The following is a 19,769-nucleotide window of genomic DNA, read 5'->3' as shown; positions in this document are numbered from 1 at the left end:
ATTATTTCAGATAGGTGTCGAACCATTCGATGGTGCGATCCCAGGCCAGTTCCGCCTTTTCCTTGTCATAGCGCGGTGTGCTGTCGTTATGGAAACCGTGATTGGCCGCCTCGTAGATATGGGCCTGATAGGTCTTGTCGTTGGCCTGCAGCGCCTCTTCGAAGGCGGGCCAGCCTTCGTTGATGCGTTCGTCCAGTTCGCCCATCTGGATCATCAACGGGGCCTGGATCTTTGCGACATCCTCGGACGCGGGCTGGCGGCCATAGAAGGAAACGCCGGCCGACATTTCGGGATAGGCGACGGCCAGCGCGTTCACGACCCCGCCGCCATAGCAAAAGCCGACCGCGCCGACCTTGCCGGTGCTGTCCTCGCGCGTCAGCAGATGTTCGAAACCTGCGAAGAAGTCGTTCATCAGCTGAGTCGTGTCGACCGTCTGTTGCAGCTCGCGTCCCTCGGCGTCGTTGCCGGGATAGCCGCCGACCGAGGTCAGCCCGTCGGGCGCCAGCGCCATGAACCCGGCCTTGGCAAGGCGGCGCGCCACATCCTCGATATAGGGGTTCAGACCGCGATTTTCGTGGATGACCAGCACGGCGGGCAGCGGTCCTTCCACCCCGGAAGGACGGACCAGATATCCGCGCACATCGCCGGTCCCGTTGGGCGAAGGGTAGGTGATGTATTCGGGCAGGATTTCGGGATCGTTGAACGACACCTGCTGAGCCAGCGCGTAATCCGGGCTCAGCATGTTCAACAGCGCAATGGCGGTCACGCCGCCGACCGCGAATTTTCCGGCGCGGTCCAGAAACTCGCGCTTGGTGATCCGGCCATGGGCGTAGAAATCATAAAGATCCAGAAGTTCCTGATCGAAATCCTTGGCGGTCATGCGGGTCATCGGCATCTCTCCGGGTAAAGGCCAGCGTGGGCGGGAAGGATGCGATCAGCCTAAGGGCGTTTTACGCCAACACGGCGCGAAAAATCCCGCGCCGCGTTCACGATTTCTTGCGGGCCGCGCGGATCAGGCCGCCCGGTTGCGGGACAGCGCGTGGATGATGCCCCTGATCTCGGCCAGGCCGCGCAGGCGCCCGATGGCCGGGTATCCGGGCGCACCACCCTGTCGGGTCAGGTCGTCCAGGATCTGGTGCCCGTGATCGGGACGGAAGGGCAGTTCGACCCCGCGCGCCTTCTGGATCGACAGCGCCTCGGAGACGATGGCGACCATGTCCACGTCGCCCTCCAGATGCGCGGCCTCGTGGAAGGACAGCCCGTCCTCTTCGCGCAGCGTCGCGCGCAGGTGTAGGAAATGGACCCGGTCGCCGTGCCGCGCCAGCATGGCGGGCAGGTCGTTGTCGGCCCGCACGCCATAGGAGCCGGTACAGAAGGTGAAGCCGTTGGCGTGGCTCTCGTCGATGCCCGCGATGAAGTCCATGTCCGCGGCGGTCGAGACGATCCGCGGCAGGCCGAACAGCGGGCGGGGCGGATCGTCGGGATGGATCGCCAGCACGACCTTCGCCTGTTTCGCGGCGGGCAGCACATGGCGCAGGAAGGCCGCAAGGTTTTCGCGCAGGCGGGCCGCGTCGATCCCGTCATAGGTCGCCAGCCGCTCGCGGAACTGGTCCAGCGTATAGCTTTCCTCGGACCCCGGAAGCCCGGCCAGGATGGTGCCGGTCAGCGCATCGCGGTCGATGCCGGGTGCGCGGCGGGCGGCCTCGGCCACGATTTCGGCGGGGTGGTCGGCATCCGCGCCGGGGCGTTCCAGCACATGGATGTCGAAGACCGCGAAATCGGCGGCGTCGAAGCGCAGGCAGCGCGCCCCGTCCGGCAATTCGTGATCCAGCGAGGTCCGCGTCCAGTCCAGCACCGGCATGAAGTTGTAGCACACCGTGCGGATGCCGCATTCGCCCAGGTTCAGCACCGATTGCGCCCAGGCATCGGCATGGGCCTGCCAGCCGGGGGCGGCGGTCTTGATGTCCTCGTGGATCGGGATGCTTTCGACGACATCCCAGGTCAGGCCGGCTTCCTCGATCAGGCGCTTGCGGGCCATGATCTCGTCCACGGACCAGACGGCGCCGTTCGGCAGGTGGTGCAGCGCGGTCACGATGCCCGTCGCCCCTGCCTGCCGGATATCGGCCAGCGTCACCGCATCGTTCGGCCCGAACCAACGCCAAGTCTGCTTCACTTCCTGTTCTCCGTAATCTTCAAAGCGCCTGCCGGGCGCGTGCGGTCGAGAATAGATACCCGTCGAAGGACGGATCGTCGGGATCGGACAATTGCATCAGTGTCGCGCTGACATTGCCGATATGGTCGCTCATGGCGTTGCGGGCGCGCTGGCTGTCGCGGGCGCGCAGGGCGTCCAAGATTTCCTGGTGGTCGTCCAGCCAGCGGTTGCGATAGGCGTCGTCGAAGATGCGGCTGTGCAGCTGTGCCCACATCCGGCTGCGTTCGCGCCGTTCCCACAGGTCGGTGACCGTGCGGACCAGAACGCCGTTCTGCGTCGCCTCGGCGATCAGCAGGTGAAAGCGCTGGTCGCCCGAATAATCGCCGGTGCCTGCCTCGATATTGCGGCGCTCCTGGTCCAGCGCCTCGCGCATGGCGGTGATGTCGGCCTTGGTCACGGTGGCGGCGGCAAGGCCCGCGACGGCGCTTTCGATCACCATCCGCGCCTCCAGCAGCTCGAACGGGCCGATATCGTCGTCGATGACCGTCGCCTCGCCCGCAGGCTCGTTCAGGTAGATGCCTGACCCTTGGCGCACCTGCACCAGCCCCTCGACCTCCAGCATGATGATCGCGTCGCGCACCAGACTGCGCCCCACGTCCAGCCGCAGCGCGATCTGGCGTTCGGTCAGCAGGCGGTCGCCCGGGCGCAGCCCCTCGGCCCGGATCAGGTCGCGCAGTTCTGCGGCGACATCCTGGTAACGGCGTTGCTGCGATCCGCTCATGCCTTGCCCTCGGCCCGGCGGGCATAGAAATCGGCAAGGATGCCGAAGGCCTGCTTGCGCGTGGTCTTGTCGGCGGCGATCAGCCCCTTGCGGTTCCAGCCGCGCTGAAAGATGCCCTGCCGCCGCTCGGTCCGGAAATCATAGAGGATCCAAGGCGACATGCCCTTGACGTAATCCAGCTTGGACAGCGTGGCGATCTGCTTGCGATAGATCTCGGCCTGATAGGCCTCGGAGAACAGACCGGTCTTCGGACCCTGCGGCGTGATGTCGGCATCCGCGCCGGTCTCGGAGATCACCACGGGGCGGTCGGGGTCGGAATTGCGGCCGATCTTTTCCAGGTCGTCGAAATCCTCGTCGTACCAGCCGTAATATTCGTTGATCCCGATGATATCGAGATGCTCGGCCAGCCTGTCCTCGATCTTCAGGGTGTTGTGGTTGATCAGGCAGGCCGCCGCGATCAGGCGGGTCGGGTCCATCCTGCGGGCCAGCGCCGCAAGGTCGGACATGAAATCCAGCCGCGCGTCGGTATCGGGGTTCTCGTTGCCGACGGACCAGATCACCACCGATGCGCGGTTGCGGTCGCGGCGGACCAGTTCGGCCAGCTGGTTGCGTGCATCGGCCTGCGTGGCCGGATTGGCAAAGTCGATCGCCCAATAGACCGGGATCTCGGCCCAGATCAGGATGCCGCGTTCATCCGCCATGCGCGAGGCATCCTCGTGATGGGGATAATGCGCCAGCCGCATGAAATTGCTGTTCAGCGCCTTGGCGTGGTCGAAGCGGCGGGTCAGGTCGGCGTGGTTCGTGAGCTTGCCCAGCTTCTCGTCATCCTCGTGGACCGCGATGCCGCGCAGCCAGATCGGGCTGCCGTTCAGCAGGATCTCGGTCCCGCGGCGTTCGATCTGGCGGAAACCCACGCGGTCGGTCACGCGGTCGGGGCCTGCGGTCAGTTCGACATCGTACAGATGCGGGTCGTCGGTGGACCACAGATGCGGTTCGGCCGGGATCTCGATCACGGCCCGGCCATCGGTCAGCGGGATCGTCCGGTCGACCAGGCCGTCGATGCGCAGATGCGCCTCGGTCGCGCCCTCGACCTCGATCTCGGCGCGGATCAGGTCATAGCGACCCGGCGCCAGCGTCACGAACAGGTCGCGGATGACGGTGCGCGGGGTCCGGTACAGCGACACCTCGCGGTAGATGCCGCCATAGTTGAACCAGTCGGTGTTCTGCATCGGCAGACGGTCGGGGCGGCGGCGGTTGTCCACGAACAGCATCAGCCAGTTGCGCCCTTCGCGGACGTGATCCGTCAGTTCGACGAAGAACGGCGTCGAGGCCCCGAGGTGGTTGCCCAGATATTCGCCGTTCAGGAACACCTTGCAGTCATAGCTGGCGGCCCCGATGCGTAGGAACAGCCGACCGTCCGGATCGGGTTCGATATCCAGCGGACGCGTGTACCACGACCCGCCCTCGAAGAAATACCAGCGGTCCTGAAGCATCTGCCAGTTGGACGGGACGGGCACGGTCTCGCCCATATGGGGGTCATAATCCCAGGGCTCGATCCGGTCGGCGGGATCGCCGGGCTGCATGGCGAACCATTTCTGGCGCAGCCCGGTATCCAGCAGATCGACGCAGAAGTTCCAGTCCCCGTCCAGCGACTGCGCCTTGCGCCCGCCGATGAAGATCATGCCCTGCGCCGTCAGATCGCGCCGGTCGAAGGCGCGATCATAGGCTTCGTCATGCAGGGCCGCCAAGGCGTTTTCGGCCAGATCCGAACGTTCAAGCATGGCGTCCCCGTCCCCTTACTGCGCCGAGGCGCGGATCTGTTCGATCAGACCGGCCAGTTCGGGATTGGCCTCTTCGGCCTCTTGGTACATCGGCTGCACGGCCTCGATGAAGGGGGCCTTGTCCACCTCGTGGATCTCCACGCCCATCTCGGCCTGCGCCTCTTCGATGGCGGCGTCGGATGCCAGCTTCCAGGCTTCGGTATGCGACAGCATCGAGTTGTGCGCGGCGGTGGCCAAGGCCTCCTGCTCTTCGGTGCTCAGCCCGTCCCATGCGCAGTTCGAGATGAACACCACCGAGGGGATCAGCGTGTGTTCGTCCAGCGAGAAGTGCTTGGCGACCTCGCCGTGGCGGGCGGTGGTCAGCGCGGTCGGGTTGTTCTCGGCCCCGTCCACGACGCCCTGCTGCAGCGCGGAATACAGCTCGCCCCAGCCGATGGGGGTGGGGTTGCCGCCCAGCAGTTCGACCATGCGCACCGCCGAGGGGCTGGGCTGGACGCGGATCTTCATGCCCTCTAGGTCGGCGGGCGAGTTGATCGCCTTGTTGGTATAGAAGGACCGCGCGCCCTCGGTATAGTAGGCCAGCCCGCGGATGCCGTTCTCGATGCCGGAATCAAGGATTTCCTTGCCGATATCGCCCGCGATCACCTGGTTGAAGTGATCCTCGCTTGCGAACATGTAGGGCAGGTTGAAGACGGCATAGGACGGCACGAAGGCCTCCAGTTCCGCCGCGTTCGACCGCGCCATGTCCAACGAGCAGTTCTGCACCTGCTCGGTGGATTCGCGCTGGGTGCCCAGCTGGCCGTTGGCATAGATGCGGATCTTCAGATCGCCGCCGGTGGCCTCTTCGACCTCATCGGCCATCTTCTGCATCGAGATGTGGACCGGGTGATCTTCCGGGTTGTTGTGGTTCAGGCGCAGGGTCTTTGCCTGCGCGGCAGCGGTCATGGTCAGCAGCGCAAGCGCGGTGCCTGCGGCAAGCTTGGTCGCGATCTTCATTCGTGTCCTCCCGAAAAGATGCGTGGGGCGTTGAATCGCCAGATTGTGGTGCGGCGATTTGATCCGCCAATTTGCCTGATTGTCAACCAGTTTAATAAATTGGTTGACCACTTTGTCGGTTGGCGTCATCTTCCGCCCCAATCAGGAACCTGCGGGAGGAGCACGCAGCATGACCGACGGAACCCCTTGCCCCCGGATATCCGCATGAGGCGGGTCGCGGATCTTGTGCTGCGTGGCGGCATCATCGTGGCCTTTGCCGTCCTGCTGATCTGCGTCAGCTGGCAGGTCATCAGCCGGTATGTCCTTGGCACGCCATCGACGGTGACGGACGAATTGGCGCGTTTCATCTTCATGTGGCTGGCGCTTGTGGGCGGCGCCTATACCTATGGGCAGGGCCGCCATCTGGCGATCGATTTCCTGCCCTTATCGCAGATCGGTGGCAGGCGTCAGGCGACCGAGGCGGCGATCACGCTGCTGATCGCCGCCTTCGCCGTGATCGTGATGATCTGGGGCGGCTGGCAACTGGTCAGCAAGACGCTGGCCTCGGGTCAGATCTCGCCTGCGCTGCGGCTACCGATGGGGTGGGTCTATGGTGCGGTGCCGGTCGCGGGCGCGATCATCACGGCCTATGCGGCGGGCAACCTGGCCCGCATTGCCAAGGGCCGGCACATCCTGTCGCCTGCCGATGAAATCCTGGCCCAATCGGCCGACCCGAAGGAGAGCCAGCGATGAATTCCGCCGCAATCGTCCTGTTCGGCAGCTTTGCCGCGATGATGGTGCTGGGCGTGCCCATCGCCTTTTCCATCGGCATTTCCGCCGCGCTGACCTTCCTGCTGTTCATGTCGCTGGACCAGACGATCTTCATCGTGGCCCAGCAGATGGTGTCGGGGCTGGACAGCTTCACCCTGCTGGCGATCCCGTTCTTCATCCTTGCGGGCAACATCATGAACCGCGGCGGCATCGCCCTGCGCCTGATCGAGTTCGCCAAGGTCCTTGGCGGTCGCCTGCCGGGCGCGCTGGCGCATTGCAACGTCATCGCGAACATGATGTTCGGCGCGATCTCGGGCTCGGCGGTGGCATCGGCCGCCGCCGTGGGGGGCGTCATGGCACCCCTTCAGCGCAAGGAGGGCTACGATCCGGCCTATTCGGCGGCGGTCAACATCGCCTCCAGCCCGACGGGCCTGCTGATCCCGCCCTCGACCACGCTGATCGTCTTCTCGCTGATCACCGGGGGGACCTCGATCTCGGCGCTGTTCGTGGCGGGTTACCTGCCGGGCATCCTGCTGGGCCTGTCGCTGATGGTCGTCGCGGGCATCATCGCCAAGAAGCGCGGATACCCGCTGGCCCCGCGCCCCAGCATGGCCGAGGTGCGTCATCGCACGCTGGACGCGATCCTGCCGCTTGGGCTGATCGTGGTCATCATGGGCGGCATCATCGCGGGCATCTTCACCGCGACCGAGGCATCCGCCGTCGCCGTCCTCTATTCGCTGTTCCTGGCGCTGGTGTGGTACCGGGAACTGAAGCTGTCGGACCTGCCGCGCATCTTCCTGGAAAGCGCGATCACCACGACCATCGTGCTGCTGATGATCGGGACATCCATCGCGATGTCGCGGGCCATGGCCTATGGCGACATCCCCTTCGCGCTGTCGGACTGGCTGCTGGCGCTGTCGGACAACCCGATCGTGATCCTGCTGATCATCAACGCGGCGCTGCTGGTCGTCGGCACCTTCATGGACATGACCCCCGCGCTGCTGATCTTCACGCCGATCTTCTATCCGGTGGTGCAGGATCTGGGCATGGACCCGGTCCATTTCGGCATCATGATGACGCTGAACCTGTCCATCGGCATCTGCACGCCGCCGGTGGGGTCGGCGCTGTTCGTCGGCTGCTCGGTCGCGGGCGTGCCGATCCAGCGGGTGATCCGCCCGATGCTGCCGCTCTATGCCGCGATGATCGTCCTGCTGCTGGCGGTGACCTTCATCCCCGAAATCAGCCTGACGCTGCCGCGCTGGCTTGTAAGCTACGGTTAAGATCATGAAGACCCTCAAGGACTGGACCCTGCAGGGGCGCGACGGCGCCACCGTCACCCTGCTGACCGATGGCGGCCGCCAGTTGCGCATCGCCGTGCTGGACCGCGAACTGATCCGCGTGTCGCTGACGGGGCAGGACGGCTGGCGGCTGGACCGCAGCTGGTCGGTGGCCCCCGATGGCGACGTGCCGTTCGAGGGACGTTCGCGCGACGATCTGTCGGGCTTTGCCTGCCCCGATTTCGACCTGTCGGACACGGATCGGGGGCTGGTGATCGACACCGGCACGCTGCGGCTGCAGGTGCTGCGCCCGCTGCAGCTGGTCTGGCAGGCGAAGGTCGGGGACGAGTGGCGCGTATTCGCCGCCGACCGCACGACCGGGGCCTATATGGCCGGCGTCCGCGACCACGCCCACAGCCATTTCCTGCGCCGCAACCCGGGCGAGCTGGTCTATGGCCTGGGCGAGAAGTCGGGCGATCTGGAACGCTCGGGCCGCCGGTTCGAGATGCGCAACCTCGACGCGATGGGCTATGACGCGGAACGCACCGATCCGCTGTACAAGCACATCCCCGTCACGCTGACCCGCACGCCGGATGCGGGGTCGTTCTCGGTCTTCTACGACAACCTTGCCTGCTGCTGGTTCGACCTGGGGAACGAGCTGGACAACTACCACGCCCCCTATCGCGCCTATCGGGCCGAGGACGGGGACCTGGATTACTACATGGCCTGGTCGCCCGATCTGGCGGGGCTGACGCGCAGGCAGGCATGGCTGACGGGCGGCACCGCCTTCATGCCGCGTTGGGCGCTTGGATATTCCGGGTCGACCATGAGCTATACCGACGCGCCGGACGCGCAGGCGCAGGTGCAGGGGTTCCTCGACCGGATCACCGAACACGCGCTGCCCTGCGACAGCTTCCAGATGTCGTCGGGCTATACCTCGATCGGGCCGAAGCGCTATGTCTTCAACTGGAACACCGACAAGTTCCCCGACATCGACGCGATGACCGCGCGCTTCGCGGATGCGGACCTGCACCTGATCGCCAATATCAAGCCCTGCATGCTGCATGATCACCCGCGTTATGCCGAGGCCGCCTCGGCGGGCCTGTTCATCCGCGACAGCGAGGCCGACCGGCCCGAGATCTCGGTCTTCTGGGACGACGAGGGGTCGCATCTGGACTTCACCAACCCCGCGACCATCGACTGGTGGAAGGCCAACGTGACCACCCAGCTGCTGGAGCACGGCATCGGGTCCACCTGGAACGACAACAACGAATACGAGATCTGGGACCGCGCCGCGCGATGCCACGGCTTCGGCGACCCGATCGACGTCGCGCTGATCCGCCCGCTGCAGCCAGTGCTGATGACGCGGGCCTCGCGCGATGCGCAGGCCGAACATGCGCCGCATCTGCGCCCCTACCTGATCAGCCGTTCGGGCGCGCCGGGGATCCAGCGCTATGCCCAGACCTGGACGGGCGACAACCGCACCGACTGGAAGACGCTGCGCTACAACAACCGCATGGGGCTGGGCCTGTCCATGTCGGGGATCTTCAACATCGGCCATGACGTGGGCGGCTTCTCGGGGCCGCGCCCGGGGCCCGAGCTGTTCCTGCGCTGGGTCCAGAACGGCATCTTCCATCCGCGCTTCACCATCCACAGCTGGAACGACGACGCGACCGTCAACGAGCCCTGGATGTATCCCGAGATCCTGCCCCATATCCGCGCGGCGCTGGCGCTGCGGGGGCAGCTGATCCCCTATCTTTACACGCTGACATGGCAGGCCGTGCAGGACCACCAGCCGATCCTGCGCCCGACCGTGGCCGAGTTCGAGGCCGATCCCGCCTGCCGCGCGGAATGCGACGAGTTCATGCTGGGCCGCGACCTGCTGGTCGCCACCGTGATCGAGGAAGGCGCCGCGACCCGCAGCCTGTACCTGCCCGACAATGGCAGCGGCTGGTGGGATTTCCACACCGGCACCTTCCACACGGGCGGCCAGGTGATCGAACAGCCCGTCGATCTGGGCAGCATGCCGCTGTTCGTGCGTGCCGGTGCCGCGCTGCCCCTGTCCCGGGGCTGCGCCCGCGCCAAGCCGGAGGCCGACACGACCCGCCGCATCGCGCTGTTCCCCGCGCCGGGCGATTTCAGCGACCGGACGATGCTGTATGAAGATGACGGCGTCTCGGCCGACGCGCTGGCGGGCAACAACTGCCGCCTGCTGATCGAAACCCGCGCCGATGCGGATGTGATCGATGTGACGATCACCGCCCGCGGCCCGTTCCGTCCCTTCTGGCCCGCGCTGGACCTGTCGCTGCCCGATGCCGAAACCCGCCCCATGCGCGTGAACGGCCAGCCCGTCACCCGCATCGCGTTCGAGGATATCCCCCATGCAGATTGAGACCCTCGCCCCCGCGCATGACCGTCAGGGCCTGCGCCCGCGCATCCTGCATATCGGTTTCGGCGCCTTCGCCCGCGCGCATCAGCTGGTCTATCTGGACCAGGTGCTGGCGGATGGCGGCGATTGGGGCGTCATCGCCTGCCGCCTGAATTCGGGCGTCGAGGATCTGGACGCGCTGGACGCGGCGGACGGCATCTATCACGTGCTGGAGGCCGACGATCGGGGCATCGTCGCGCGGCCCATTGGCGCGGTGGTGGGTTCGGTCCATCCGGTGCGCGACGGCATCGCGGCGGTGACGGGGCGGATCGCGGATCCCGCGCTGGCGATCATATCCCTGACCATCACCGAAAAGGGCTATGCGCTGAAGGGCGATGGCCTCGACGCAGATCACGCGGGCATCAAGGCCGATCTGGCGAACCCCGATGCGCCCCGGACCGCCATCGGCGTCATTGTCGCGGGCCTGCGCGCGCGCCGCGATGCGGGGCAGGGCGGGCTGACCGTGATGTCCTGCGACAACCTTCCGCATAACGGGCGGCTGGCCCGCGCCGCCGTGCTGGACTATGCGCGGCTGCTGGACGCCGATCTGGCCGGTTGGATCGAGGGGAATGTCCGCTTTCCGGCCACGATGGTCGATCGTATCGTGCCCGCGCTGAACGACAAGGCGCTGGCCCTGATCGAGCAGGCCACGGGCCGCGCCGATCCGAACAGCATCCTGACCGAACCCTTCCGCCAATGGGTGATCGAGGACGACTTTGCCGCAGGCCGCCCCGCATTCGAGGATGCGGGCGCGCAGATGGTTCAGGACGTCGCCCCGTTCGAGGAGATGAAGCTGCGGATGCTGAACGGCAGCCACAGCTTCCTGGCCTGCCTGGGCCAGCTTGCGGGATGCGAGACGGTGTCCGACTGCATGGACGATCCGGTGCTGCGCGATGCCGCCCGCCGCCTGATGCTGACCGAGCAGGCCCCGACGCTGCGCCCGCTGCCGGGCGTGGACATCGCGGATTACGCCGACCAGCTGATCGCGCGCTTCGGCAACAGCACGCTGCAGCACCGCACCGCCCAGATCGCCACCGATACCAGCGCCAAGCTGCCGCAGCGCCTTGTCGCGCCCGCCGCGGCGCATCTGGCGGCGGATCGCGACTGGCCGCTGACCGCGCTGGCCATCGCGGGCTGGATGCGGCTGGTCCGCCAGACCGTCGAAGGCGGCGGCAAGCCCGCCGACCCGATGGCCGACAGGCTGGCACAGGTGGTCGCGGACACGCAGGATGGCGGCGATTACGTCACCGCGATGCTGGCGCTGACGCAGGTCTTCCTGGTGGAACTGGCCGCCGATCCGCGCTTTGCCGCGCCCATCGCCAGCGCCTATCTGAACATCGTGCGGACCGGCGCCCGCACCGCCATCGCCAACGCCATGGGGGCAGCATGACCGAATTCCTGGGGCCCGACTTCCTGCTGGACACGCCCGCAGCGCAACGCATGTACCACGATGTTGTGGCCGATCTGCCCATCGTGGATTACCACAACCACCTTCCCCCGGCCGAGATCGCGCAGGACCACCACTGGGACAATCTGGGCCAGCTGTGGCTGGCGCATGACCACTACAAGTGGCGCGTCATGCGGTGGGCCGGCATCCCCGAGGATCTGTGCACCGGTCCCGCGACCGACCGCCAGAAATTCGACGCCTTCGCCCGCGCCATGCCCGCGCTGGTGATGAACCCCGTCCACCACTGGTCGCATCTGGAGCTGTGGCGCTTCTTCGGGCTGGACGGCACCGTCCTGTCGCCGGATACCGCAGACCGGGTCTGGGATGTCGCGAATGCGGCGCTGCCGGGGCCGGATTTCGGCGCGCGCGGTCTGCTGCGGCAGATGAAGGTGCGCTTTGTCGGCACGACCGACGATCCGCTGGACGACCTGGCCCATCACCGCGCGATGCAGGGCGATCCCGACCTTGTCGTCGCGCCCAGCTTCCGCCCCGATGCGGCCTTCAAGGTCGAGGATGAGGGCTTTGCCCCGTGGATCGCGCGTCTGGCCGAGCTGACGGGGATCCGGATCGACGGCTTCGCGCCGCTTCTGCAGGCGCTGATCCAGCGGCTGGACGTCTTTGTCGATCATGGCTGCCGCGCCGCCGATCACGGCATCGAGCGGCTGGAGGCCGGCCCCGAATGGTCCGAGGATCAGCTGACCGCCGCGCTGAACCGCCGCCTTGCGGGCGAGGCTCCGACCCCGGACGAGGCCGCCGCCATCCGCTCGGCCCTGTTCGTCGGGTTGGGGCGCGCCTATGCCGAACGCGGCATCGTCATGCAGCTGCATCTTGCGCCCCTGCGCAACAACCGCCAGCGCCTGCTGGACCGCGTGGGCCGCGATGCGGGCGCGGACGGGATGAACGACTTTGCCATCGCGCAGCCGCTGAACGCGCTGCTGGACCGGCTGGACCGGACCGACCAGCTGCCGGACATGGTGCTGTATTCGGTGAACCCCGCACATAACGCGGTGCTGGCGACGACGGCGGGCAATTTCCAGGACGGATCGCGCCCCGGCAAGGTGCAGGTCGGCACCGCGTGGTGGTTCAACGACCAGCTTGACGGGATGGAGCGTCAGATGACCGATCTTGCGCAGATGGGGCTGATCTCGACCTTCCTGGGAATGCTGACCGACAGCCGGTCCTTCCTGTCCTTCACGCGGCACGAATATTTCCGCCGCCTGCTGTGCCGGATGTTGGGACGGCAGGTGCAGGACGGGTTGCTGCCGAACGATCGGGCCGCGCTGGACAGGCTGGTCCATGACATCTGCTGGGGGAATGCCGCGCGGCGCTTTCTGCCTGCGGATCGCATCTGAGGTTCATGGCGGCGCGGGGCCGGGTCGTTCCGCGCCGCGCCCTTTACTTCGCGACGGCCTTTGCCTGATTGACGCGCTGCGACAGCGCGTCGTGGCTTTCGACACGTTCGGAATAGCGGTCGACCAGATGATCCTTGATGTCGCGGGTCAGCAGGGTGAATTTCACCAGCTCTTCCATCACATCGACGATCCGGTCGTAATAGGGCGAGGGCTTCATGCGGCCATCCTCGTCGAATTCGTCCCATGCCTTCGCGACCGAGGATTGGTTCGGAATCGTCAGCAGCCGCATCCAGCGGCCAAGGATGCGCAGCTGATTGACCGTGTTGAAGGATTGCGACCCGCCGCAGACCTGCATCACGGCCAGCGTCTTGCCCTGCGTCGGCCGCACCGATCCCAGCGACAGGGGAATCCAGTCGATTTGACTTTTCATGATGCCGGTCATGGCGCCATGCCGCTCAGGCGAGGACCAGACCATGCCTTCCGACCACTGCACCAGATCGCGCAGTTCGGCGACCTTGGGGTGGTCCAGCGGCACCGTGTCGGGTTGGGGCAGATCGCGGGGATCGAAGATCCGCACATCGGCGCCCAGACGGGTCAGGATGCGACCGGCCTCTTCGGCGGCAAAGCGCGAAAAACTGCGGTCGCGCAGCGATCCGTAGAGGATCAGGATGCGCGGGGCGTGTCGGCTGCGGGTGGTGGGGAACAGTTGATCGGGGTCGATCGCGGCAAAGCCGGCTTCGCTGATCTGTGGGGTGTCGGTCATGCGCGGGCCTTGGTTTCGGTGTTGACGATCTGGCCGTCCTCTTTGCGGATCACGCCGTTGGGCAAGTTGTCCAGCAGATCGAAAACGGTTTCGGACGGACGGCACAGGCGCACGCCCTTGGGGCTGCACACGATGGGACGGTTGACCAGAACAGGATGACGGATCATCGCGTCCAGCAGATCGTCATCGGTGACGCCTTGGGCCAGCAGCCCCATTTCCTCGGCGGGCGAGCGTTTGTCGCGCAACGCCTGTCGCGGTGTCAGCCCCGCCGCCGCGAACAGCGCCAGAAGCTGTGGCCGGGTCCAGCCTTCCTGCAGATAGTCGATGATCACCGGCTCGACCCCGCTGGCGCGGATGAAGGCCAGCACATTGCGCGACGTGCCGCATTTGGGATTGTGATGAATGACGATCATGGCTCAGTCCTTGGCAAAGCGGTAACGGGTGCGGTTGGCAAAGGCCACCAGCGACAGCATCACGGGCACTTCGACCAGCACGCCGACGACCGTGGCAAGCGCCGCGCCCGAGTTCAAGCCGAACAGGCTGATCGCGACGGCGACGGCCAGTTCAAAGAAATTCGAGGTGCCGATCAGCGCGCAGGGGGCGGCGATCTTGTGCGGCACCCGCATCAGGTAGGCCGCGCCATAGGCCAGCGCGAAGATGCCGTAACTTTGGATCAGGATCGGCACCGCGATCAGCAGGATGACGCCCGGACGGTCAAGGATCGTGTCGCCCTGCAACCCGAACAGGATCGCGACCGTCGCGATCAGCCCGATCATCGACAGCGGCTTGATCCGGGCGGTGAACGCGTCGATCGCCCGCGCCGAGCCCAGCACGCGCCGGGTGATCAATCCGGCGACAAGGGGCAGCACGACATAAAGCAGCGTCGCAAGGACCAGCGTGTCCCAGGGCACGACGATCTCGGTCACGCCCAGCAGCAGCGCCACGATCGGGGCGAAGGCCACGACCATGATCAGGTCGTTCACCGACACCTGCACCAGCGTGTAGGTCGCGTCGCCCCGTGTCAGCTGTGCCCAGACAAAGACCATCGCGGTACATGGCGCGGCGCCCAGCAGAATCAGGCCCGCGATATATTGGGCGGCATCCTGCGGCGCGATCCAGGGCGCAAAGATGTGATCGAAGAACAGAACCGCCAGCAGCGCCATGGTGAAAGGCTTGATCAGCCAATTCACCACCAGTGTCACCAGCAGGCCCCTGGGTTGGCGGGCAACGCCGGCCACGGCGCCGAAATCGACGCTGACCATCATCGGATAGACCATCGCCCAGATCAGCACCGCGACCACCATGTTGATCGAGGCGATCTCGGCCCCGGCAATGCCCTGGACCAGGCCGGGGGCCAGAGTGCCGATGGCGATGCCCGCCACCATGGCCAGCGCGACCCAGACGGTCAGCAGGCGTTCGAAACTGCCCATTGGGGCGGGGGCCGGGGTGTCGGTCATGCGGATCTCCGGTGCGGCGGCTGTCATGATTTCGTCATTTCGCGAAATTGCGAATTGATGCCTTCTAGGCCTGTGGCGCACGGCTTGTCAATATCCGTCATTTCGCGTATTTACGAAATATGGATCAGAACCTTGCCATCGACGCCTTTGGCGCCCTTGCCCATGATACGCGGCTTGCCATCTTTCGCCTGCTGGTTCAGCGCGGCCCCGACGGCACCCCGGCGATGGAGGTGGGGCGGCTTCTGGACCTGAAGCCCTCGACCCTGTCGGGGCATCTTGCGGTGCTGAAACGCGCCGGTCTGGTCACCAGCGAACGGCAGCACCGCGAGGTGTTCTATGCGCCCAGCTTTCAGGCGGTGAATGGACTGGTGCGGTTCCTGTTGCAGGATTGCTGTGGCGGTGACAGCGCGGCCTGCGCGGGGCTGGTCCTGCCACAGGCCTGAGGCCCCGCCGGTCAGGGCGGGGCTGTTGGCTGGGTCAGTCGTCCCAGTCGGGCGCAAGACCTTCAGGGGCGACGATACGGCCATCGGGCCGAACCAGCGCGTCGATCCGCGCGATCTGGTCAGGGCTCAGCGCGATTTCCGCAGCCGCCAGATTGCCCGCAAGACGCGAGGGTTTGGCGGTTTTCGGCAGGGCGATCACACCGGGCTTGTGCAGCAGCCATGCGACGGCAATCGCGGCGGCACTGGTCTGATGCGTCTCGGCGATCTCGGCCATGACCGCGTTTTCCATCACGCGCCCCTGTGCCAGCGGGGCATAGGCCTGCAACGGGATATCCGCCTGTTGCATGAAGGCGCGCAGCCTGGTTTGGTCGATGAAGGGATGCATCTCGACCTGATTGGCGGCCAGCGGCGCTTGCAGGATGTCGCGGGCCTGTTCCAGCATCGGGATGGTAAAGTTCGACACGCCGCCAAAGCGGACCTTGCCCTCGTCGATCAGCTGATCCAGCACCGGCAGGGTTTCGGACAGCGCGACCTCTTTTGACGGCCAGTGCAGCAACAGCAGGTCGACATAATCGGTGCCAAGCGCCTTCAGGCTGGCCTCGGCCGCCTTGCGGAAATCGGCGGCGGCAAAGTCGCGTGGCAGGATCTTGGTCGTCAGAAAGATCTGGTCGCGCGGCGTGGCCGAGGCACGGATGCCCTCGCCCACCTCGATCTCGTTTTCATAGGCCTGCGCGGTGTCGATATGGCGATAGCCCTCGGCCAATGCGGCCTTGGTGATCTCGCGCGCTTCGCCCTCCTTCATCTTGAAGGTGCCAAGGCCAAGGCTGGGAATGGCGGCAGGTCCGATATTCAAGATGCTCATGTCGATCTTCCTTTATTCTGCGGGAACGGTACGGCTGCCGGTCGCGGAGCTGCGGTCCAGACGCCCCGACAGGCGGGTCAGCAGGATGCCGACGGCAACGACCAGCGCGCCAAGATAGGGGGCCGCGGCAAGGCCGAGACCCTCGACGATCAGGCCACCGGCCCACGCGCCAAGCGCAATGCCCAGATTGAATGCGCCGATATTCAGGCCAGACGCGACATCGACCGAGTCGGGCGAAACCTCGCGGGCAATCTGCACCACATAGACCTGCAAGGGCGGCACATTGGCAAAGGCAAAGCCACCCCAGACCGCAATCACAGCAATGGTCGCGACGGGCGAGGTCAGGACAAGGCCAAGGGCGAACAACACGACCGTCAGGCCGACGAAGATCAAGGTCAGCGCGGGCACGGCCCCCATGCGATCGGCCAGCTTGCCGCCAACGATATTACCCACGGCAACCGACGCGCCATAAAGCAGGATGACCAGGCTGACCGCACCCACGCTGAGGCCGGTCACATCGGTCAGCATCGGTGCCAGATAGGTGAAGGCGATGAAATTGCCGCCATAGCCGACCGCGGTGATCAGATAGACAAGCAGCAGCCGGGGCGAGGTCAGCACGCGGGCCTGTTCGCGTAATCCCGGCGCCGAACCCTGACGCAGGTTCGATGGCACCAGCACGGCCGAGGCGATCAGACCGATGACGCCAAGCGCAACAACGCCAAGGAAGGTCGATTGCCAACCAAAGATCTGGCCGATCCAGGTTCCCAGCGGAACACCGGTGACCAGCGCAACGGTCAGGCCAAGAAAGACCATCGCGATGGCCGAACTTTCCTTTTCACGCTCGACCAGATCCGTGGCGATGGTCGAGGCGATGGCAAAGAACACGCCATGGGCCAACCCGGTCAGGAAACGGGCGACGATCAGGCTGTTATAGCCCGGTGCATAGGCGGCAAAGGCATTGCCCGCGATGAAAAGCACCAGCAACGACAGCAGCAGCGTCTTGCGCGGCATCCGGCCTGCCATTGCGGTCAGAACCGGTGCACCGATGGTCACGCCAAGCGCATAAAGGCTGACCAGCAGGCCGGCCGAGGGAAGGGAAACGCCAAGATCGGCGGCGATGGTCGGGATAAGGCCGACGATCACGAACTCGGTCGTGCCGACGGCAAAGGCGCTGATTGTCAGCGCCAGAAGGGCGAGTGGCATTGGGGAAACTCCTGTTTCGGTTTCCCGGCCCATATGGATCGGTTAGGCTTTTGCGTGAACAGACAGGTTGGCAAAGGGTCTTTGCGTCAAATGCACGAATTGCCTCAAACGCGCGATTTGGCGGCCTTTGTCGCGGTGGTCGAGGATGGCGGCTTTGCCGAGGCCGGGCGCCGGCTGGGGGTCGCGCCCTCGACACTCAGCCGGACGGTGACGCGGTTGGAACAGTTGCTTGGGGTCAGCCTGTTGCGGCGATCGACCCGCGCCATCGAACTGACGCCCGAGGGGCGGCAATTGCTGCAAACGGCGCAGGACATCGTGCGACAGACGGAGTCACTGGCCGATCTGGCGCATGGCAGCCGCACACCGCGCGGGCCGCTGCGGGTGAACGCCCCGGTGCCTTTCGTTCTGCATGTGATCGCGCCACGACTGGCCGATTTTCACCGGCAATATCCGCAGGTTCACGTCACGCTGGACATGACCGACCGCCCGGTGGACCTGATCGACAGCCATGCCGATGTGGCGATCCGCTTTGGCCCGCTTGGCAATGGCGATCAGTTGCACCGTCGGCTGGGCCGGACCCCGTGGAAATTGTGCGCCGCCCCCGATTATCTGGATCGCTGCGGCTGGCCCGACACGCCCGCCGATCTGCTGCGCCTGTCACAGGTGCGCTTTACCGCGCCCGACCATATCAACAGCCTGCGGTTTCGCGGATCAGAGGCACCCCTTGCCCTGACCTCATCGGTCGAGGCTGCGAATGGCGAGGCCGTACGCAGCCTTGTGCTGGGCGGCATGGGGATCGCGCGGTTTTCCGATTTCATGGTGGCCGACGACATCGCGCAGGGTCGCCTGGTCGAGCTGTTCCCCGACCAGTTGGATGCACAACCCCTTGCTATTTCTGCGCTGTATCTGACCCGTGCGTCGGGCTTGCGGCGATTGGCGGTCTTTCTGGACTGGCTGGGGCAGACGCTGGCCTAGCCGGGCATGTCCATGATCAGGCAGGTCGTGGTGCCAAAGGCCATGACGCGGCCATCCTGATCGACCAGCTTGGCTTCGGATGTGCCGATGCTGCGGCCAAGGGTGATGACCTCGCCCAGACAGGTATATGTCTCACCCAGCCTGGGGGCGCGCGTCAGGTTTGTCTTGACCTCGACCGTGGTATAGCCGCGACCGGCCGGCAGCGCCGAATGCACCGCACAGGCCAGTGCGCTGTCCAGAACCGTCATCGCCCAGCCGCCATGCACCCCGCCCATCGGATTGACGAAATTCGCAGGGGGCGAGCAGGTCCAGGTCACGCGACCCTTCTCTACCGATGTCATCCACTGGTTCGACACTTCCGAGACCGGCGGAGAGGGCAGTTCCCCCGCGATCATCCTGGTGAACAGCTCCAGCCCTGAAAGCTTTGCCATGGTTTCAAGCGGAATGGCGCCCAATGGGCGATCGGGACGGGTGGTCATGCGGGGGTCCTTTGGTGGCCGGTCCTGTTGCCGCCAATAGGACCGGGCCGCCCGTTGATTATCAAGGGGCGTCCCGGAAGAATGTCACGTCATCCGACGATCAACTGCTTGATTTGCAACGCTTCCAGTTCCAGCTGGGTCAGGCGGAAATGCACCACGTCGCCGATCGTGACCAGATTGACCAGCGACTCTCCCTCGACGACGGGCATGTGGCGAAAACGCCCCTGGGTCATGCGGGTCAGGACGGTGACCAGCGGTTCCTCTGCGGTGCAGGTTTCGACATTGCGAGTCATCACCTCTTCGACCTTGTGCGGCAGGGTGCGTCCCGGCGTTTCGGCCAGTTTGCGCACGATGTCACGTTCGGACAGGATGCCGATCAGCGCGCCATTGGCATCTGTCACCGGCAGCGCGCCGATATTGTGGTCGCGCAGCATCTCGACCGCTTCGTGCAGGGTCTGCTGCGGGCGGATCGTGTACAAGTCCCCGGTCTTTTCATGCAGCAGATCCCCCACCTGCGCATTCGCGTTCGACGTATTGGTCGAAACCGACTGGCTTGCGGTGCGGTGCTCGGCGTCGTCCTTGCGCAGATGCGGGCGATAGGATTCGGGCATGGTCATGGCTCC

Annotated in this window: 19 protein-coding genes; 7 read left to right on the top strand and 12 right to left on the bottom strand. The window is 65.6% G+C overall.

The genetic code is table 11. The features are described from left to right. Position 1: 1 nt before the first annotated feature. From yghX to BMX67_RS07795, 5 genes are all read right to left on the bottom strand, one after another. Entirely contained in the window at positions 2 to 889 is an 888-nt protein-coding gene (gene yghX, locus BMX67_RS07815; RefSeq protein ID WP_090734051.1) for a YghX family hydrolase, read from the bottom strand. A gap of 123 nt (positions 890 to 1,012) precedes the next feature. After that, positions 1,013 to 2,173 (bottom strand): mannonate dehydratase, encoded by a 1,161-nt coding sequence (uxuA, locus tag BMX67_RS07810; RefSeq protein ID WP_090733845.1) that lies wholly within the window; start codon positions 2,171 to 2,173, stop codon positions 1,013 to 1,015. Between the two features lie 19 nt (positions 2,174 to 2,192). Beyond that, complete coding sequence (locus BMX67_RS07805) at positions 2,193 to 2,933, bottom strand: FCD domain-containing protein (protein WP_090733843.1); 741 nt, start codon at positions 2,931 to 2,933, stop codon at positions 2,193 to 2,195. Next, positions 2,930 to 4,714 (bottom strand): glycoside hydrolase family 2 protein, encoded by a 1,785-nt coding sequence (locus tag BMX67_RS07800; RefSeq protein WP_090733842.1) that lies wholly within the window; start codon positions 4,712 to 4,714, stop codon positions 2,930 to 2,932. The genes BMX67_RS07805 and BMX67_RS07800 overlap by 4 nt, the downstream gene beginning before the upstream one ends. 15 nt (positions 4,715 to 4,729) lie before the next feature. Then, positions 4,730 to 5,710 carry a TRAP transporter substrate-binding protein gene (locus tag BMX67_RS07795; RefSeq protein ID WP_090733840.1) on the bottom strand — a complete coding sequence of 327 codons (981 nt, stop codon included), beginning with the start codon at positions 5,708 to 5,710 and terminating at the stop codon, positions 4,730 to 4,732. Between the two features lie 204 nt (positions 5,711 to 5,914). On the opposite strand from BMX67_RS07795, the gene BMX67_RS07790 reads away from it, so the two are divergent. From BMX67_RS07790 to uxaC, 5 genes are read left to right on the top strand one after another with little or no spacing between them, the layout of a single operon-like run. Continuing rightward, positions 5,915 to 6,442 carry a TRAP transporter small permease gene (locus tag BMX67_RS07790; protein WP_090733839.1) on the top strand — a complete coding sequence of 176 codons (528 nt, stop codon included), beginning with the start codon at positions 5,915 to 5,917 and terminating at the stop codon, positions 6,440 to 6,442. Beyond that, positions 6,439 to 7,740: a TRAP transporter large permease gene (locus tag BMX67_RS07785; RefSeq protein WP_022708471.1), complete on the top strand. Its 1,302-nt coding sequence runs from the start codon at positions 6,439 to 6,441 to the stop codon at positions 7,738 to 7,740. The genes BMX67_RS07790 and BMX67_RS07785 overlap by 4 nt, the downstream gene beginning before the upstream one ends. Before the next feature lie 4 nt (positions 7,741 to 7,744). After that, positions 7,745 to 10,129, top strand: a complete 2,385-nt coding sequence (locus BMX67_RS07780) for a glycoside hydrolase family 31 protein (protein ID WP_090733838.1) — start codon at positions 7,745 to 7,747, stop codon at positions 10,127 to 10,129. Continuing rightward, positions 10,119 to 11,555 carry a mannitol dehydrogenase family protein gene (locus tag BMX67_RS07775; RefSeq protein ID WP_090733836.1) on the top strand — a complete coding sequence of 479 codons (1,437 nt, stop codon included), beginning with the start codon at positions 10,119 to 10,121 and terminating at the stop codon, positions 11,553 to 11,555. The genes BMX67_RS07780 and BMX67_RS07775 overlap by 11 nt, the downstream gene beginning before the upstream one ends. Further along, positions 11,552 to 12,964 (top strand): glucuronate isomerase, encoded by a 1,413-nt coding sequence (gene uxaC / locus BMX67_RS07770; RefSeq protein WP_090733835.1) that lies wholly within the window; start codon positions 11,552 to 11,554, stop codon positions 12,962 to 12,964. The genes BMX67_RS07775 and uxaC overlap by 4 nt, the downstream gene beginning before the upstream one ends. Before the next feature lie 43 nt (positions 12,965 to 13,007). On the opposite strand, the gene arsH is transcribed toward uxaC, so the two are convergent. The 3 genes from arsH to arsB are packed head-to-tail and all read right to left on the bottom strand — an operon-like array spanning position 13,008 to position 15,157. Continuing rightward, positions 13,008 to 13,727 (bottom strand): arsenical resistance protein ArsH, encoded by a 720-nt coding sequence (arsH, locus tag BMX67_RS07765; RefSeq protein ID WP_090733833.1) that lies wholly within the window; start codon positions 13,725 to 13,727, stop codon positions 13,008 to 13,010. Further along, positions 13,724 to 14,140, bottom strand: a complete 417-nt coding sequence (arsC, locus tag BMX67_RS07760) for an arsenate reductase (glutaredoxin) (protein WP_090733832.1) — start codon at positions 14,138 to 14,140, stop codon at positions 13,724 to 13,726. The genes arsH and arsC overlap by 4 nt, the downstream gene beginning before the upstream one ends. A 3-nt stretch (positions 14,141 to 14,143) precedes the next feature. Further along, positions 14,144 to 15,157, bottom strand: coding sequence for an ACR3 family arsenite efflux transporter (arsB, locus tag BMX67_RS07755; RefSeq protein ID WP_217645817.1), 1,014 nt, complete (start codon positions 15,155 to 15,157; stop codon positions 14,144 to 14,146). Between the two features lie 146 nt (positions 15,158 to 15,303). Between arsB and BMX67_RS07750 the strand changes: the two genes are divergently transcribed. Next, positions 15,304 to 15,627 carry an ArsR/SmtB family transcription factor gene (locus tag BMX67_RS07750; protein ID WP_090733830.1) on the top strand — a complete coding sequence of 108 codons (324 nt, stop codon included), beginning with the start codon at positions 15,304 to 15,306 and terminating at the stop codon, positions 15,625 to 15,627. Positions 15,628 to 15,661: 34 nt separating this feature from the next. Here BMX67_RS07750 and BMX67_RS07745 read toward each other — a convergent pair whose 3' ends face one another. Then, complete coding sequence (locus tag BMX67_RS07745) at positions 15,662 to 16,489, bottom strand: aldo/keto reductase (RefSeq protein WP_090733829.1); 828 nt, start codon at positions 16,487 to 16,489, stop codon at positions 15,662 to 15,664. Positions 16,490 to 16,501: 12 nt separating this feature from the next. After that, positions 16,502 to 17,692, bottom strand: coding sequence for an MFS transporter (locus BMX67_RS07740; protein WP_090733827.1), 1,191 nt, complete (start codon positions 17,690 to 17,692; stop codon positions 16,502 to 16,504). A gap of 117 nt (positions 17,693 to 17,809) precedes the next feature. Between BMX67_RS07740 and BMX67_RS07735 the strand changes: the two genes are divergently transcribed. After that, a complete protein-coding gene (locus tag BMX67_RS07735) occupies positions 17,810 to 18,667 on the top strand; it encodes a LysR family transcriptional regulator (RefSeq protein ID WP_245739315.1) in 858 nt (285 codons plus the stop codon). On the opposite strand, the gene BMX67_RS07730 is transcribed toward BMX67_RS07735, so the two are convergent. Both BMX67_RS07730 and BMX67_RS07725 read right to left on the bottom strand, forming a co-directional pair. After that, complete coding sequence (locus BMX67_RS07730; protein ID WP_090733824.1) at positions 18,664 to 19,146, bottom strand: PaaI family thioesterase; 483 nt, start codon at positions 19,144 to 19,146, stop codon at positions 18,664 to 18,666. The genes BMX67_RS07735 and BMX67_RS07730 overlap by 4 nt on opposite strands. Positions 19,147 to 19,235: 89 nt before the next feature. Beyond that, positions 19,236 to 19,757, bottom strand: coding sequence for a CBS domain-containing protein (locus tag BMX67_RS07725; protein WP_090734048.1), 522 nt, complete (start codon positions 19,755 to 19,757; stop codon positions 19,236 to 19,238). Between the last annotated feature and the right edge of the window lie 12 nt (positions 19,758 to 19,769).

Origin of the sequence: Paracoccus homiensis, assembly GCF_900111675.1 — a bacterium.
In the GTDB taxonomy this organism is placed as follows: Bacteria; Pseudomonadota; Alphaproteobacteria; order Rhodobacterales; family Rhodobacteraceae; genus Paracoccus; species Paracoccus homiensis.
The sequence above is the reverse complement of the archived record's forward strand: the minus strand, read 5'-3'. Positions and strand labels throughout refer to the sequence as shown.